At 37.8% G+C, this 17,511-nt stretch carries 16 protein-coding genes; 8 read left to right on the forward strand and 8 right to left on the reverse strand.

Annotation, left to right across the window (positions count from 1 at the left end; translation table 11 throughout):
• Positions 1-125 precede the first annotated feature (125 nt).
• The 3 genes from EHQ52_RS15850 to EHQ52_RS15860 are packed head-to-tail and all read right to left on the reverse strand — an operon-like array spanning position 126 to position 3,347.
• A complete protein-coding gene (locus EHQ52_RS15850; RefSeq protein ID WP_135616159.1) occupies positions 126-1,364 on the reverse strand; it encodes an AZOBR_p60025 family cell surface glycopolymer formation protein in 1,239 nt (412 codons plus the stop codon).
• Position 1,365: 1 nt separating this feature from the next.
• Complete coding sequence (locus EHQ52_RS15855; protein WP_135616160.1) at positions 1,366-2,952, reverse strand: hypothetical protein; 1,587 nt, start codon at positions 2,950-2,952, stop codon at positions 1,366-1,368.
• On the reverse strand, positions 2,949-3,347 hold the full coding sequence (locus EHQ52_RS15860; RefSeq protein WP_135616161.1) for a Fur family transcriptional regulator: 399 nt from the start codon (positions 3,345-3,347) through the stop codon (positions 2,949-2,951). The genes EHQ52_RS15855 and EHQ52_RS15860 overlap by 4 nt, the downstream gene beginning before the upstream one ends.
• A gap of 173 nt (positions 3,348-3,520) precedes the next feature.
• Here EHQ52_RS15860 and EHQ52_RS15865 point away from each other — a divergent pair, with 173 nt between their 5' ends.
• Entirely contained in the window at positions 3,521-4,225 is a 705-nt protein-coding gene (locus EHQ52_RS15865; protein WP_135616162.1) for a leucine-rich repeat domain-containing protein, read from the forward strand.
• A gap of 2 nt (positions 4,226-4,227) precedes the next feature.
• On the opposite strand, the gene EHQ52_RS15870 is transcribed toward EHQ52_RS15865, so the two are convergent.
• Entirely contained in the window at positions 4,228-5,013 is a 786-nt protein-coding gene (locus tag EHQ52_RS15870; RefSeq protein WP_135616163.1) for a hypothetical protein, read from the reverse strand.
• A gap of 93 nt (positions 5,014-5,106) precedes the next feature.
• On the opposite strand from EHQ52_RS15870, the gene EHQ52_RS15875 reads away from it, so the two are divergent.
• Positions 5,107-6,729, forward strand: a complete 1,623-nt coding sequence (locus EHQ52_RS15875) for a peptidase M30 (protein ID WP_135616164.1) — start codon at positions 5,107-5,109, stop codon at positions 6,727-6,729.
• Here EHQ52_RS15875 and EHQ52_RS15880 read toward each other — a convergent pair whose 3' ends face one another.
• The 4 genes from EHQ52_RS15880 to queA all read right to left on the reverse strand — a co-directional run bounded on the left by EHQ52_RS15880 (position 6,730) and on the right by queA (position 10,232).
• The gene (locus EHQ52_RS15880) at positions 6,730-7,038 is read right to left on the reverse strand and encodes a YbaB/EbfC family nucleoid-associated protein (protein ID WP_100723727.1); all 309 of its coding nucleotides are present in this window, start codon (positions 7,036-7,038) and stop codon (positions 6,730-6,732) included.
• Between the two features lie 56 nt (positions 7,039-7,094).
• Positions 7,095-7,325, reverse strand: coding sequence for a hypothetical protein (locus tag EHQ52_RS15885; protein WP_135616165.1), 231 nt, complete (start codon positions 7,323-7,325; stop codon positions 7,095-7,097).
• Between the two features lie 180 nt (positions 7,326-7,505).
• A complete protein-coding gene (locus tag EHQ52_RS15890) occupies positions 7,506-9,125 on the reverse strand; it encodes an AAA family ATPase (RefSeq protein ID WP_135616393.1) in 1,620 nt (539 codons plus the stop codon).
• 51 nt (positions 9,126-9,176) lie between these two features.
• Entirely contained in the window at positions 9,177-10,232 is a 1,056-nt protein-coding gene (queA, locus tag EHQ52_RS15895) for a tRNA preQ1(34) S-adenosylmethionine ribosyltransferase-isomerase QueA (protein ID WP_135616166.1), read from the reverse strand.
• 84 nt (positions 10,233-10,316) lie between these two features.
• Here queA and EHQ52_RS15900 point away from each other — a divergent pair, with 84 nt between their 5' ends.
• From EHQ52_RS15900 to EHQ52_RS15925, 6 genes are all read left to right on the forward strand, one after another.
• Positions 10,317-11,627: a glycosyltransferase family 87 protein gene (locus EHQ52_RS15900; RefSeq protein WP_135616167.1), complete on the forward strand. Its 1,311-nt coding sequence runs from the start codon at positions 10,317-10,319 to the stop codon at positions 11,625-11,627.
• Between the two features lie 13 nt (positions 11,628-11,640).
• Positions 11,641-12,768 (forward strand): glycosyltransferase family 4 protein, encoded by a 1,128-nt coding sequence (locus EHQ52_RS15905; RefSeq protein ID WP_135616168.1) that lies wholly within the window; start codon positions 11,641-11,643, stop codon positions 12,766-12,768.
• A gap of 11 nt (positions 12,769-12,779) precedes the next feature.
• A complete protein-coding gene (locus EHQ52_RS15910) occupies positions 12,780-13,385 on the forward strand; it encodes an LIC20162 family protein (RefSeq protein ID WP_135616169.1) in 606 nt (201 codons plus the stop codon).
• Positions 13,385-14,770, forward strand: coding sequence for a hypothetical protein (locus EHQ52_RS15915; RefSeq protein WP_135616170.1), 1,386 nt, complete (start codon positions 13,385-13,387; stop codon positions 14,768-14,770). Before EHQ52_RS15910 ends, EHQ52_RS15915 begins: the two co-directional genes overlap by 1 nt.
• Positions 14,771-14,833: 63 nt before the next feature.
• Positions 14,834-16,342, forward strand: coding sequence for an MBOAT family O-acyltransferase (locus tag EHQ52_RS15920; protein WP_135616171.1), 1,509 nt, complete (start codon positions 14,834-14,836; stop codon positions 16,340-16,342).
• 7 nt (positions 16,343-16,349) lie between these two features.
• Positions 16,350-17,510, forward strand: coding sequence for an SGNH/GDSL hydrolase family protein (locus tag EHQ52_RS15925; protein WP_135616172.1), 1,161 nt, complete (start codon positions 16,350-16,352; stop codon positions 17,508-17,510).
• The last annotated feature ends 1 nt before the right edge of the window (position 17,511 follow it).

Here is a 17,511-nt window from a genome sequence, read left to right on the forward strand (position 1 = left end):
CGTGCGGATTTCTGAACAGCGGACCTACAATTCGGCCATTCTAATTCTTTTATAAGAAGAATCAAGTCTAAGAAAATTTTTGATGACTTGTTTGCAAAAAAACAGGGTTACGACGAGTAGTCAGATCACCAGACCAAGTGACGTAAAGTTTTGGAAACGAATGCCAATTTTATTAAAAACGAAACTAGAATAATGCCTGTTAAAACCCAATAAGTTCCGCTCGGAAGGCTATCATCTTCATTTTCCCAAAAAATTAATATAGGGAGGCTGAATGTAAACATTCTAGAAACGTTCTCATACGTAGCCCAATAGAGAACATAACCTCCAGCATACGCGGTCAATAAAAGAATTCCAAAGCCTAACCTAAACGCCAGACCCTTCTTCCAATCACCTCTGAATAAAAGGTAGGTTCCAGATAAAAGAAGAAGTACCAAAGGGAATCTGGAGAATTTTTTGATCAGAAGAATAAGATTTCGATCTCCTGAAACTATAACTTGTTGGAGTTCCCCAAAATATCCTAAAAGCCCTCCGAATGGATCAAAGAAATGACCTAAACTTCCAGGGGTCCATTCCGGGAATTGGGTTCTTAAATATAAACTCCAGGCTCCAGGCAGGATTAAAGAAGAAGCTACCCAGATACTTTTTTTGAAATCTTTTTCTAGTAATGTAATTAGGCCCAAAGGGAAAAACAAAAAGATCGCCTGCTCTTTTGTGAGAATTGCAAGACCGGCTAACAAGGAAAAGGTGATAAATCTATTTCGGGCAAAGGACCAATATGCCAGAACGCTTAGTCCCATCATCACTGTGTCTGAAACTAGTAAGATATAACTTCCCAAAGCAAATGGAGAAAATAGATAGAACGAACTTAAATATTTTTTAGGATCAGGCAATAAGTCTCGGATCGCAAGATACGAAAGATAGAAGATCCCTAAATTTAGAATGTACATCCCGATGATGGTTGCATTCATCCCGAACCAGCCAAATGGAGAAACTAAAAGTGGATATCCTATCCTAGGTGCTCTAAAACTAGTCTCAAAACCGTTTGGCCAATCTAAACTAAAACCGGACAACATTCTAGAATAATAATAAAAGATCTGCCCGTCATAACCTGCACCCAGGTTCCCCTCTTCTCCTAAGAATACAATCGCACCTGGAGGAGTTTGCTCTTTGTTTTGGTCCGCGAATTCTTTTCCAAAATTTACCTGAGAACTAGGGCTCCAAGAGTATTTCTTCCAAACACAAAAAGACGAAAAGGAATACAGAATGACAAAAACTACAGTAACTAGTTTAGGATTTCCTAAAGCGGTAAGCCACTGTGATTTCAATTTTTCATTTGGTAAAAATTTAGATAAGAATCCGGACATTTTACTTTTCCGTTAATGTTTCTGAGATCCAATCTGCATACAGATCTGAGGATTTTTCGGAAGCCTGGTAGGTCAAATGGTGAGGATCTAGAAAAGATCTTTTATCCTCAAAATCAGAAATTACATTTTTGAATTTATACTTAGTTTTCCCTAAGTTTTCTAAATAAGAAATATATCCTTTATACCAAGGGCTGGACCCGTACACTTCTCTTTCGATTGGATTTTCAGGAGAATTTACAAGAACCACTTGGATACCTTGAGATTCTAAATACTCTATTCCTTTTTTCAGATATTCCAATTCAGACCATGTAAAAAATTTTGGAAAAGATGCGAGTTTGATCTTTGCCATTCTAAGAGTGACAAGTCTAGACATTTTGGAACTTTCTCCCTTATATCCATAAATCCTTTCTATATAATCTTTGGAATAAGTAGAGTCATCCATTTTGGAAAGTCTAGAATCATCTAAACCTGGAATTCGAATATAAGAGATATGTTTTCGGATCTCATTTCTGCAGAAGTTTTGAGAAAGTCTGATGCCATAAATTTCTTCTGTTCCGAAAATCCTTGCATCCACTTGTAAAGAAGAGATTTTTTTATCAGAAGCAATTCTAAGTTTGGTTTTATCTGATTTTTCTGGAACATTAAATTTGATCGTATGCCAACCTGATTTAGGGAAAGTTTTATCGAATAGGATCGGTTTACCTTCTCCCCAAATTCTTAAAGTAGTATTCTTCTCTTGGAAAAATACACTCTCTTCGAAAACTCCATTCTTCAATTCGCAGTCGATTGAGAATTCAGGTTTGGCCCACCCTCTTAGATAAATACCTTCTTCCGGGATGATCCCTGTATAATAATGGTAGGATCTCCCACTTCTAAGATGGTTTTCTATCCAAGCATCCATTGGATCATATAAAAAGCTGCGATATCTGATCACTAAGAATAGAGATCTGGAGAGAAGAGATAAAACTGCAGATTTGCCTGTTTTCAGAATATCCCGATACTTCTCCCTTAAATATTGGGCAGGATAGATCATCCTATTTTGGTGCCTTGTTTTTGCGGAAACATCATCCAAAGCTTTTTCTGAATATTCTAAATTTTGAAAGTCTATGATAGACTTTTCTTGGAATAACAGGTTTTGTTTGTATTGAGCAAGTCTTGCCTCGTTTTCTTTTTCTGTGATCAGAAAATCCAGTTGAAGATCCGCAGGATTTAAAACGAAAAATACAAGTTTAGGCTTTTTAGAAACTATATCTTCCTTATAAAAATAAAAATCAGAAGGTGTCAAAGCAGGGTGAGAATAAAATTCTGTGCGAATAGATTTGTCTTTAAGTTTTTCATTCATTCTTTCGGGAAGAGAAGAATAAAGAGCTACACTACTTCCTACAATCAATGCGCCTTTTTCGTTTTCCTTAAATTCAATCCTTCTTCTTTTTTCCAAGAAGTTGAACCAAGGAGAAGTATCCCATTCTAGTTCGTTCGGAAATCCAAAAAGTAAATTCTCCAGCACGACCCGATCTATAATGGAGAATAATGCGAGAAATAGAATGCTTAAATAGAGTATTTTAAATTTTAGTTTTTTTTGATTCATTTGGAGGAGGTATTACATTCGGAACAAATGCCATATAAAATAATTTCATGAGAATCTAATGTAAATCCCTTAGGCAAATTTTCCATAGGGAAAGGACAGATCTCCACGTCAAAAACACGATCGCAGACTTTACAATGGAAATGATGATGATGGTCTAGATGACTTATCTCGAAACGAGATGATTCTCCGGGCAATTGGATCTCATGGATCGAACCTGCATCCAACAAATGGTTCACAGAACGATACACGGTAGCGATCCCAATATTCTGTATGGATTTTTTGGAGATGTCGTGGATTTCCTTTACCGAAAGAGGACCTTTTGCGTCACGGATGACTCTCAGGATCTCGCCCTTTTGTTTGGTGTTTCGAGAGGCGGATTTTTTATCTTCTTCCATTCGGATCGGCTTCGAATCTTATCTTGCTCCAAGAAGGAAGCATATGTCAACCCGATAAATCCGCTTTTAAAGCGCTTGTAGGAGTTCCTACATGCGAACCAAATTGTATTTTCGAAATTCTAAATTCTAATTTTTGGTTTTCTTCTTTATTGAATCCAAATAGATTCGATCTAATGAGGAAAATATTTTTAGTCCTCTATTTTTTATTCGCCTGTTCTCAATCGGATCATCTTATTTCAGTAAGAAATTCTGAAGGTGAGATCTTAGGTAAATATCCTAAAGAAATCCGTTGGTTGGGATTTAGAAACAATCCAACTTGGACTGACCTTTCTCCATTCTCTAGATTAGAGGCCCTAGAACTAAATTCTAAAGACCTAAAATCATTAGAAGGTTTGCCCGATCTTCCTAAACTCAGATATATTCATCTATCTGGATCTTTAGTTAAGGACCTTTCTCCATTAAATCGTTTTGCAAAATTGGACAGCCTGATTCTAAACCAAACTGAAATAGCTGATCAAGATCTGAAAAATTATCTGCATTGGAATAGGTTGACTAGAATTGAACTGACTGATTCAAAAATTTCCGACCTAGGTTTTTTGGGACCTAGCTGCAGCGTTAGGCATTTACAACTTAAGAATACTAAGATCACGGACCTAAGACCTCTGGAAAATTGTACAAAACTAATGGAATTATACCTGGGAGGGACCCAAATAAAGGATTTAAGCCCCCTATATGGTCTTACGAACCTGATCCATTTACAACTGGACGGTTCAGATGTTTCAGCAAAAGAAATTTCTGATTTTAGAAAGATCCTTCCTTATGTAAAGATCATGCCTGGTTTGCGCAGGATCTTAAATTCAGAGAATGGACTGGATTAATACTATAAGGCGAGAGGCCTTGCTTCTCCAGGATTTGTGTATAAGATCATATCTCCAGGCTGAGCATGATTGGATTTTTCAGTTTTAATCTCTCCCGTGGTTTCAACAGTTTTAAGAGAATTCAATTCAGTTTTTCTTCCATCTTGTTTTTCTAATATAGCCTTGGCACCTTTTCTGACCCTGGAAAGACGGATCCCCCAAATACTTGTGATAGTTGGATCTGATTTTAATATAATCGCAGAAATTTGAGAAATATTAGAAGATTTAGATTTTTTTAGAAGGACCCCCTCTTCTTCTCCTTCTGGGCCAGGAGTTAAACGAATATCTTCCGGGCCTGATTTCCATATTAGAAATTCGAAATGATCGCATTCGTATGCTCTAGTTAAAGTCCAACGATCTCCAGGATTTTTACTTGTGAACATCCTACAAAGTCGGGGACGAAATCTAAAAAATTTTCCGGACTCATCTAAATTTAGTTTTCCTTCAAACCTTGTTTCTTCCCAGTTTTTGGATTCAGTCACTGTTAGTTGACTGATCAACATTTCTTTTTTGTTGGAATGATTTAGATAAACCTGTCGGATATAAAACCCGGTTGGGATTTTTTTGATCTCGGAAAAATATTCTCCGCTATCCGGAATGGAATCAAATGCGGGGATCTGTGGACCTGGGATCGGATCTTTTTGTAAGGGAGAAGGACGAAATCCGCAATTATATCCTAACGAAAAAATTACGATATATTGAAATTTTTTGGAAAAAAATTTCCAAATCTTCGGAACCGTTTTAGCCAATGATCCTTGCTCCCATTCGACCCTGAATAATTATTGACCTTAACAAAAAGGATCAAGGCGTAAAGCTAGTTTCCTTTTTCGGTAGGAAAGATCATGAAGGTTTCGACCGGAGACGGTTTTTGGAAGTCCCTTTGTATGCCAATAGGCAGATCTTTATATACGTTTGTACTTTCGGTTTCTTTGATATTCCTACTTTCTGACTGCGTGGTCAGCCATGATGCACTAGGCACTCAAGACAAAACAGAGCCTAGTATAGACGATCTACTTTCATTAGCCAGAGTATCTAGTTCTTGTGGTGGCAATAATACATTCTGGATCCGCAATCTTGTAAAAAACAATTCTAACTGCGTGCAAACTGTCAAGGTAGCATCCGGATCTCACGTAAACATCTACACGACTAGCAGTTTGGAATCCGCTTTAGATTATCAATATATCGCTCAAGAGTTTGATTCAAAAATTTATCCAAGACTAGGCGAAGCATTCGGTTTCTCAGATGATCTGGACGGAGACGGAAAAGTTGCAGTCATCGTTTCAGATATTCATGATGGAAGCAAAACAGGTTCTTCTTTTGTGGCAGGATTTTTCGATCCTGTGGATTATTTTCCAGACAATTCCAGTTATGCGGTCCGTTCTAATTATGCAAATATAGTGTATATGGATGGAGTAGAACTGGTTACAGTTCGAAATTCTGACCTTGCCCAAGGAAAACCAGATACATTCTTAGCCACTCTCGCCCATGAATACCAACATTTGATCCGATTCCAGTATGAGGCTCGGATCATGAGCCAAGGTGGAGGAAGAGACGAGGCCTGGATCAATGAAGGGACTAGCGAAGTAGCTGCAGATATCGCGGGTTATTCTCCTCAGATTAACAGGATCAATTGTTATAGAGGTAGGAATTCCAACGCATGCTCCAGAGGAGCAAATGGAAATAGTATATTTGGAAGTTCCAAATTTAACTCTCTAGTTGATTACGCATTCGCCTACTCCTTTATGAAATACTTATATATGATCTCAGGAAGTGATACAGATTCCAGAAATTCATTCTTTAGAACTGGAGTCCAAGGCCCTAAAGGTTATAGAGCCTCAGATGCAACTGGATTATTCCATCTATTCAAAACAAGTGCTGATAATTATCTAACATCTTCTCAAGAAGTAAAAAATGCACTTGGAACAGATGGGTCTGCTATCTTTATGAAAATTTATCCTGCATTCTTATGGCAGTCTTTAGGAGATGTTTCTCCAGAGTTTGCACAAGCAGGAACAGATACAAATGGAGCTTCTGGATTTTTACAAGATATCACTAAAACAATCCAATCTTTCCCATTCCCCGCAGCAGGAACAGATGGAGATGTTCTCAGAAAATTATACGATCCACTCAGAATACCAGAAATCACTCCGTTAGGAACATTAAACCCTGGCCAGATCCAATTCGTAAAAGCAGATCGTTCTAATTCAAACTCAACAACTAGATTAGTATTATTAAAAAAGAATATAGATGGAGCTTTATATTCTCTACAGATCAATACAGAAATGAAAAGATCAGGAGATATTTCGGTATCTTTAGGAATTACTGAGAGTGACGACGAAGGCGGAGAAGAAGCGATTGTTCTTCCAGAGTCTTCTGACTCTCGTCCGATCTGTCCTCATGAGTTTTTTAAACTCTCTCGGAATCGGACGAAACAGAAAATTTTTAACGAATATAAAGGCCTATAATTAAGGCATTCCTGAAAGAAGGGATTTAAATTCTCCCATTCTTTCTTCCGCTACTTTTTGGGCAGCTTCCATAGATTGGTTCACGGCTTGCTTTATACTTTTTTGAAGTAGTTTTTTATCATTCTTAGCAAGCAAAGAATCTTCGATACGGATCTCTTGTACGGTTTGTTTACCGTCAGTAATGCAGACGACCAATTCGTTCTTGGATTTTCCCTCGAAGGTTAAAGCCTCCAGTTCCTTCTCCAATTTTTTCATACGAACCCGCATCTGGTTCATTTGTTTTAGATTATCTAAACTTTTGCCGAACATCGAACACTCCCGGTCTTTCTTGATAGGATTTTCAGACCGGGAAGCGGAGCAAGAAATTAAACCAGGCTGGGTCCGGTTTCTCCTATTCTCTCTGGCAGATCTCGGATTTGTTCCGAGCTTGGTTCCCAAGTAAATTGGTCGGGGATGAGTTCTCTCAAAACCGGTTCGTCACTTAAAAAGCCCCCGGTCCTGACTGGGGCAATTCCCAAACTGACTAAGAATCCCATACTCGCAACCAAGGTTACCAGAAGAGAGGACTCAATATTGATATTTGCCCGACGTTCCATGACTGTATATAAAGTATCGGCCATTTCGGGGGAGACTGATTAGAGGATTTCTGAGAAAAAATCGGACTTAGATAGGTTTTTAGGACAATAAAGCCGAAACTCTGTGTGCCCCGTGAACTCTGTGCGAAACGTCCTTTTGCATCTAGTTTTCGCACGGAGACCGCAAAGATCACAGAGGACTTAATTCTCTTCCCCGTCTCGTTTGCGGTCTATTCGCTCTTCTATGATCCTAAAAAGCGAGCCGTTCGGGTATTTTCCTGATTTGGAGATCCGACCAGCTGGAACACCGAAAATATCTGGAATTAGATCTTCTACATGAGAGCAGGAGAATATCTGGAAATTTCCCTTTCTCATACTTTCTCGGATCTCGCGGGGAAGATTCAGATCCCTCATATTATCTTTAGGAATATAAATTTTGTATTTCTCTCGAGTAGAGCCCGTGAGTCGGATCACATCAAACCAGGCCTGGATCTTAGTGTTCACTGAACCTACAGGAAGAATATCTCCGTACTGAGAAAGAGCGCCAGTTACTGCAATATTACAAGGTATCTCCAAGCCGGAAAGCGCAGAAAGAAGTGCCAGAAGTTCTGCACAACTTGCTGAGTCCCCATCGATTGGAGAACTATTTTGTTCAAATAGAATAGAAGCATCCAAACCAAAAGATTGGGTATGAGAAAACATTCCTTTGATATAGGACTGCAGGATAAAAACTCCCTTATCGTGAAGGCTTCCGGAAAGATTTACTTCTCTTTCTATATTGATCAGGTTTCCGGAGCCCAAGGAAACCCTGGCAGATACTTGATTCACTTGTCCAAAGTCGAGTAAAGAAGACTGCAGCAAAATTACGGAAAGTCCATTGATCCGCCCTGTCTTCTTTCCTTTGAGCGGGACTGAGATAAGACCTTCTTTGATATTTTCTATATATTTTCTTTTATGGATGGCAGTTCTTTTTTGGATGAGAGAAGGACCCGCTTCTATCTCTGCCCTTCCCACTGCCTTCTTACCTTTATTATTAAATGCTAATACTTCCCTTACAAAAGAACGAAGCTCTGAAAGATGTAAAGAAAGTCTAGTCTGGCTATCGTTCCATCTAAGTGCAAGTTCTAGAAGTGAATCCAGAGCTGCTTGGTCCAAAGGAGGATAACCCGGCTTCTCCCAAGATTTAACGAGTCCAGAAAAAACAGGAAGCCAGGATTTTTCCAAACTGATCTCGTAAGGCATGTGAATTTTAAAATCAAAACTTCCGTAAAAGTCAGCGTCTATCTGAGAGATAGAATCTACTTCAGTTTCTTCTCCCACTAAGATAAGTCTAAATCTAGAATCTATACTTGGATGAAATCGATTGATATTGGTTGAATCGGAACCTTCTGGAAGAGAAAGAAAATCTATCTTACCAGTTAAGAGCACACCTTTCAGAAAATAATAAAGATCCGGATCTTCTACAAATGGTTTGATTGGAAGAAGTAAAAGTCCGCCGTTTGCTTCTGAAATTTTTCCTGGCCTATACTTGTTCTCAACAGGAAATCCTGCTAAGGATAATAATGTAGGATTTGGTTCTGCGATTACAGGTTGGTCTTTTACAATCTCTTCTAGGTATTGTCCGAATTGCAAAAGGTTTGCTTCTATCTCTGGACCGGTGATTAGGATATGTCGGAAGAGTCCTGGGTTGCCAAGGGCTTGGCGGAATGTTCTCACCTCTTCCTTATGAAATACTAAAAAGTCAGGCAGTCCGTTTAATTTAGCCGGCTTTGCCGCTTTAAATCTAATTTCAGTTTGCCCAGGAAGAACCTTTCTTAACACCTTTCCCATTTTCCTTTTCGGCTTAGAATTCCTCAATTAAATAAGTTGGGATCAGATTTTTTCAGGATCCAAAATCAGCATAGAATCTCCGTAGGAAAAGAAACGAAAATTTTGTTCTATAGCAAATTTATATGCCTTCAGTATTTTTTCTTTTTCAGAAAAGGCACTTACTAACAAAAGTAAGCTACTTTGAGGAAGGTGAAAATTAGTGATCAGACCTTCGCAACTTAGGATAGAATCTTCCGGCTGTAAAAACAGTCTTGTTTTTCCTTCTCCTGATCTGAAAGTTTTAGTGTTTGGATCATAAGCTGATTCCAAGGCTCTTAACGTAGTAGTGCCTACAGAAATTATCCTTTTACCATTTTTCTTAGCAGAATCCAAAACGTTTTTGGTTTCAAGAGGAAGATCAAATTCTTCTTCATGTAATTTTTTATTCGTAAAATGATCTTCGTTCAAGGACTGGAATGTACCGTAACCAACTTTCAGTTCTAGGTTTAGAAATTCTATGTTTCGTTTTTTCAACTCTTCTAATAATTCTGGAGTAAAATGTAATCCTGCTGTGGGAGCTGCAACTGAACCCAAATTTTTAGAATACACAGTTTGGTAGCGTACATCGTCTTCAGATGTACTTTCTCTTTTGAAGTAAGGAGGAATTGGAGTGCGGCCTATTGTCTCAAATGAATTTTCATCGAGAGGTATTCCAGACTGAAAGATAGTAAATTCTTCTTCTTTTCGTACGACTGAAAAAAGGAATTTCCCAGTTGTTTCGTCTGAGATGCTATCTCCGATCTTCAACTTTTTAGAATTTCGAGTAAGTGTTTTCCAAAGCCCAGGTTCTATTTCAGAAAGGAACATTGCCTCATGTCTTCTTCCTGTTTTAGTAGTTAGGAACACTCTTCGTTTGGAAACTCTGGTTGCATTTGCTACCAGTACATCTCCTTCTTGGAGATAGTTTAATATTTTGGAAAACTCTGTTTCTTCTTTTAAAAAATTTTGGGTCCTTCCTAAAACAAGCAGCCTACTCTTATCTCTTTTAGCCGCAGGAAATTTTGCGATCTGGTCTTCGGGAAGTTCGAAATCAAAATCGGATAGATCTTGGAATTCCATTCTTCCAATGAATCCGATCCGAAGAATTCGGGAACCGATTTTTAATTTCTTGGCTTTTTCGGGCGGACAGAAAAGAGTACCTGAATGCGGATCGACCTCAAAAAATCCGGCCCTGTTTTAGCATTTTCTTTACTCTTAGTTTTCCTTTACGCAAACGGGTTCAGCCGAACCAGCCAATCTTCCGATTTTTCGGATTATTACGAAGCTTCTCGTAATTTCAAACAAGGCAAAGATCTATATAGCCTGGACGAACTGTCAGAAGTCATCCAAGAACTCGAAAGCGGCAAATTCAAAATGGAACAAATATTTGATCCGGAAGTGTTCTTTAGGATCAAAGCAAAAATGGAAAATTTAGGCTCTTATATTTATCCGCCAACTTTTGCATTCTTACTCATCCCAATTTCCAGCCTTCCGTTTGAAGTGGCCTCAGGGATATTTTTCACAATCAATTTTGCTGCATTGATCTTAAGCCTTTTCTTGATTGGGAAACTTTTAGGAAGAGAGAAATCCTTTTTATTCTTATCTGCAGTTTTACTTTTATCCTTACGGTTTGTTGAAAACCACCAAAACAATAACCAAGTCGGATTCTTACTCTTATTTATGATCTTGGTTTCAGTTTCAGTCCAAAAGGATTGGTTGTCTGGACTCGTCTTAGCTCTTGCAATCGTGATCAAGATCACTCCTGCTGCTTTCTTATTTTATTTCTTATACAAAAAAAGACCGATGGTGATCGTTTATACGATTATCTTTGTTTTAGGCTGGATCGCGCTACCAGCATTGTACAATCCAGAATTCACATGGAAGATGAACCAAACCTGGTACGATTTAATTTTAGATAAGTATCTTAAGTCTCCTGCTTTGCGCGCTTGGAAAAATAACCAAAGTTTGAATTCTACCCTAGCTAAGTATTTTTTAGCATATTCTGATTTGTTAAATCAGGGAAGATTTGGAATGCCGTTTACTACGTTAACGGTAAATCAAGTAAAGATCATCTCCGGAATTTTAAGTTTAGGAATTGCAGGCCCTTATTTGTATAGAGTGTTTAAAGGAGCCTCGGAAGGATTTGTTCTATCTGGGCTATTTTTCTTTTCCATTATTTTCAGTGGGATCTCCTGGATACATGCATTCGTTTTCTTATTATTCCCAACTGCATTTGCTCTTTCCAAACTTTGGCCGGAACAAGGACAACCACTTCTTATTTGGGAAAAATGGAAATCAAAATTGATAGAATACAGATCTGCTACGATCTTTATCTCTGTGTCCATATTAGTATTACTCTTAAACAGAAGTTTTATAGGAAATATGGCAGAAGAAGCAATCTTGATGTTCTCCTTCTTATTATATACTTCTTTAATACAATATGTATGCATATTCTATTCGGATAGAACTAGCTAGTTGTTAGAATCTTATGCTAAAAAAGGAAAATTTAAAATACAAACCAAGGGTCGCAGTAGATGCGAGGCCATTGTCCTACGGGATCACTGGAAACTCCAGATATCTCGCAGAAGTTCTAGAAAGACTTTTGCGCCCAGATTCTCCTTTAGAATATTATCTTTATTCAAATAAACCAATTCATCCGGTGTTCAATCATTTGATTGGGATCACTCCTACTTTCATTCCAAGCAAACTTCCTGGGATTTTATGGTTAAACTTTACTATACCTTCCTTGATAAAAAAGCATAGGATAGATCTATTCTGGGGGACCTTACAGTTACTTCCCGCATTCGGTCTGAAAGTTCCTACCATAGTAAATTATCATGATCTAAATTTTAAATCTGCGCCAGAGACAATGACCACTGCTAATTATTGGCAGCATAAGATCATGTCACCGATCACTTTAAAAAAAGCAGATAAGGTTCTATGTCTTTCTCAAAATACAAAGAACGATATTTTAAATTTTTTACCTGACTTAGAACCAAAATTAGAAGTAGTTTATCCAGGAGTCCAAGGTTTTGGATCAGTATCTGCACCCGAAAAAACTCTACCTAAAAATTTCTTATTCTCTGTAGGTACATTAGAACCTAGAAAAAATTTAGGCACTCTTGTAGAAGCTTATCTTTCCTTAAAGAAAGAAGAACCTAATTTCCCCTACCCTCTAGTTTTAGCAGGAAGACTTGGTTGGAAATCAGAAGGTCTAACCTCTCTTTTAAAAGAAGGTGGTTTGGAGAAGGACGGAGTTTACTTTATAGAAAATCCGGATGATTCTAAATTAGGTTGGTTATATAAAAATTGTTCTTATTTTATTTTCCCTTCTTTGCATGAAGGTTTTGGTCTACCCTTACTAGAGGCAATCAGAGAAAACAAACCTTGTATCGCTTCTGATATTCCGGTGTTTCATGAAGCCTTAGATGAGTTTACAGATTCTTTTGTATCTCCTAAGGATTTAGAAGCTTGGAAAAACGCACTTTCCCTGACTGGTAAAAAAGGGATCTATGGCAGAAAGCCGAGCAGAAACGATTGGTCTTGGGATTCTACCGCAAAACAGATCGAAAACTCTCTCGTAGAACTTTGGAAATCAAGAAAGAAAAACTCCTAGGCCCTCAAAGTATGAATAAATCCGATATATCTAAATCCGTATGGTGGAATTGGGAGAACTCCGAACCGGAAGTTAGGTCCTCCAAGATCAAAAAAAGTAAATTAAGGATCAATTATATACCTCCTTTCTTTGCGATCTTGGTCTATGGAGTATTTTTAGTTTATTTATTCCCTTTAAGAACCTTAGTTTCCACTTGGATTTTCAAATTTGTAGAACTACTACAAATCACTAAGGTATTAAAACTTTCTCTATTAACTGACAAAAGATTATACGATTACACTGCCCTATTTGTGATCTCTTATATCGCATTTGCATTCTTTTTAGATCTGATCAGATTTTTAAGAAAGAACCTTTTCCAAACTTTTGTTACCGAAGAAAATAGACTCGCAGTTACCAAATGGGGATTATTAGGAAAAGAAACTATTCGTTGGAATCCAGACCAAACTGGTTTACAGATCCATCATAAATCAGGATGGTTCCGTTCTCTTTTAGGTTTTGAAAAATTATCTTTTAGGATCCATCTTTCAGAAACTGAAAATTCAATACTCGCAGAATCTCCTTATTTCTTCTCTAAAAGTAATCAGGATTTTTTATCTTCCGTATTTAGATCAGTTTAATGTTCAAACGTTCTCTAGAAAGCCTGGAGTTCCTTAAAAAAGCAGAGAATATATTTCGTTCTCCTTCTATCTGGGCAGGCTTTTTATTTCTGGTCTGTTTTACTGGAATATTATTTTTATTTGATCTTAGATTTTTATCCAGACATTACGACTGGGATTCAATCGTATACACTCATAATATAATTACGAACAAATACTGGAAAGTATTCTTCAACCCTCATCATATTGGTTTTGAAAGTACAGGATTATTGTACTTAAAATTTTGGTATTGGCTCCATGGACCTGACTCTGCAATGTTCGGGCTCAGGCTTAGAGTTTTGGCAGTTGCATCCTTCTTTATTTTTATACTCATGCTCTCCTATTGGAGATTGTATAAGGACATGATTGGTGCTGTTCTTTTGGGATTAGCAGTTCATTGCTCCCAAGGATTTTGGTTTTACGCTCAACATAATGATACTCCTCTCATTCATTCCTGTTTTACTGCCGCATTATTTTTATTATGCGTTTGGAATTCTAAGAATGGCTGGTCTCCTGGAAAACTATACATTGCAGGATTTTTGCAAATTTGGAATGTTTACTACCACCAATCAGATACAATCTTCCTAACATTTGTGCCAGTCTCCGTTTTTCTCGCAAATAAATGGAGAGGAAGAAGTTTCGAATTTTTGTATAAACTAAAACTCATATTTGTATATTTATTTTCCGTAATACTAATTCTCACACTTTCTTATTTGTATGTTGGATTTATTCTTTTAGAGAGGAATTTAACTGCCCCAGTAGAAAGCGAAAGGAATTTTGCAAACTGGCTATTCTTATATGCTTCTCAAGAAAAATGGGGAGCAGCTCCCGGACCTAAAAATTATATCATGAATTTTTATAGAGGGATCGGAGACGCTTTCTTAAATTTCGAAGGTGTGAAGAATGGGCTCAGGATCAATGCTAACGATCTTACATCTCTCAAAAGTTTCCCTTATAATTTAAATCTAGGGTTTTGGGTAGGGATATTATTTTTAGCATTCTTAAATTGGATGCGTCTCTGGAAGTCCTATAAAACAGAACTTATACTTTTATTCTTTTGGCTGATCCCTTCTTTTGTGTTTTATACTTGGTGGGAAGGTTATTTTTTCGAGTTCTGGGTCTCTTCTGTGATTGGACTTTTGATCTTTGCTGCTTTAGTCTTTCGTTCTTTAGAATTTGAGAACTTTAGATTTGGAATTAGATCTATCTCTCATATTATTTTTTTCTCTTATGCTTGTTTACTCTTTCTAGTCAATTTCACTTATTCTACTCTTCCTAGATCAGAAAGATCTAGGGCTAGTTTTATAGAAGGGATTGAAGATAAGTATGAAGATATCACTCCTGAACCGGTATATCGAAACGAGTAAATAAGTGCTTGTGGGTTTCCCTTAGTCCAAAAAACTGCACAGGAGTCGAGGATAAACGAACGAATGCTGTTCAATTCAGCCCATTTTCTATTATTTTTGCCGATCGTTTTAATCCTAGCAAAAATCCTAAAAGGTACATACCAAAGGGTTTTCCTTCTTCTTGCCAGTCTCTACTTCTATAACGCTTGGCATCCTGCATCGATAGTTTGCGACGATATCAGGACCTCTACTTGGTACGAGAATTGGATCGATCTATCCTTTTGTAATTTTAATATCAACTTATACATCATCATTCTGATCGTTTCCATGATCGTGGACTACGTTGCAGGAAGATTGATGAGTAAAGAAGGAGTCTCTGAAAAATTCAGAAGGCTTTGTTTAGTCGCTTCCTTGATCACAAATCTTGGGATCTTAGCATATTTTAAATACACTAACTTCCTACTAGAGGTTTTTGCGGATCTATTCAATCAGATCTCCACAGGCGAACCGATTAAGATAGAACATCTAAAGATCATTCTTCCTGTTGGAATTTCGTTTTATACATTCCAGTCCATGAGTTATTCCATAGATGTATTCCGTAGGAACCTGGAAGCTCGAAAATCATTCTTAGACTTTGCGTTGTACGTTTCCTTCTTCCCTCAATTGGTAGCTGGACCAATCGTTCGTGCCCACACTTTTTTTAGGGATTTAGATGATACTCCCAAAGTCACTGCAGAAGATATACAAATCGCTTTTGCACAGATCTTAATGGGATTTACTAGAAAGATCGTATTTGCAGACAACCTCGCAAAGGTAGTAGACTTTACATTCACTAATTATAAAATTCTAAACCCTGCTGAGATCTGGGTGGGAGCAATGGCTTTCGGTTGGCAGATCTATTTTGACTTTGCAGGTTATACTGATATTGCGATCGGAACAGCAAGACTTTTTGGATACAAATTCGATCCAAACTTCAACTTCCCGATGGTTGCTCGAAATATCGCAGACCACTGGTCTCGTTGGCATATTTCCTTCTCCACTTGGATCAGAGATTATATCTATATTCCATTAGGTGGATCCAGAGTTGGAGTTTTGAAAGGATATAGAAACCTTTTTATCACCTGGTTATTCGCAGGTATCTGGCATGGAGCTGCTTATCACTTCATTGGATGGGGACTCTGGCAAGGGATCATGCTTGGAATTCATAGAGAATATTCCAAGACCAAAATTGCTATCTGGCTAAATGAAAGAGGAGGTTTAAGCTACGATATTGGAGCTCGGATCTTCACTATGTTCTGCCTTTCCTTCGGATTTATTCTTTTCCGCGCAAAAACAATGAAGGCCGCCTGGGCAATGATGAAATCACTTGTATTCGCAGTCCCTGGCGGGATCTATTCCGTTAAAACATTCGTAAATTACGATTACGGAATATTGCTCATGATCTGTTTTATACTTTCTTATTATTTCTCCCGAAACCCGATAGAAACAATCGTGGAAAACAAAAAAAAGTTCGGGGTATTCGTTACTGCGAATTTATTTATCATTCTGTTCTTCGGAGCAGGAGGCCAAAACTTCCTGTATTTCGATTTCTGAGGCAAATATGAATCCGTACATCAGTTTGATCCGTCAGAGAAGTTTTTGGATACCAATTTTAGTATTGGCTTTATTCGATCTATGCCTTCAAACAGGAGTTTATAGGCCTTATCTTAAAAAAGGATCTTTCGCGGCAAACGTTATCCGAAACACTGATTATGTTTTAGAGAAAAAGCCCGAATTCGAACCTACAATACTTCTTCTTGGGACCTCGGTTGCTCACCAGGGACTTTCTCTTAAAACCTTAAATGAGACTCTGGAACCTTATGGAGAAAAGATCCAATCCATCGCTATGGAAGGAACTGAGCTCGTAGTACAAGACGCACTTGTACGTAACCTTCTTCCTAAATTCCCTAAAGTACATACAGTCTTACATATATTAGAGATCTCCACTCCTTGGGTGGATCAAGAAGATCTACAGATCCATACTCTTGCAATGCTCGGAGAGCTGGATAGAAGGATGGCATTTCCTTTAATTTACGAATTCAATTATAATGTGCGTTATGATGATCTTGGATTTTTAGCGTTCAAGAGTATCGCTTACAGAAGAGATATCCGCGACTTCATACTAGATCCTTCCAAACGTCTGAAAGATATTAGCAGAAGGAAAAAAGAAGCCAAACTTACTCCTTGGCCTCATGAGAACACAAATCTTCCAAGCATAAGCATGTTCCCTGAAGTGAAAGATATCAAATCCTGCTTGAAGATCACCAATCCTGGGAATGGTATTGTCGCTCCCGAAGGTTCCGACCAATTTCATAAAAAAGCGATTTGGGACACCTGTGGTTTGGGAGAAAAAACTCCTGTTAAAATTGAAAGAACCAAACAGGTGAATAACTACTTCCATAGATTAAAAATCCTGCATAATGATATTCGCCAAGTTGGTCTGGAACATGGGCAGAAGATCAAAATTATTGGTGTGATTGCACCTTATAGTGAGATCATTAAAAATTGGAGAAGTCCGGACAGAAATCGTATCTGGGAAGAAGAGATCCAGAAAATAGATCCAACAACCCCTCTACTTGATTACCAAGCAAGTCTCGATGGTCAAAACAACGGAGATTATTATTACGATCTAATCCATTTGAATAAGGCTGGAATGGAAAAATTTTCCGCAATATTCTCCGCTGACTTACCTTCTATCCTCGGACTAACTCGGAAAAAATAGA

The sequence above is a fragment of the Leptospira koniambonensis genome, from assembly GCF_004769555.1.
Taxonomy (GTDB): Bacteria; Spirochaetota; Leptospiria; order Leptospirales; family Leptospiraceae; genus Leptospira_B; species Leptospira_B koniambonensis.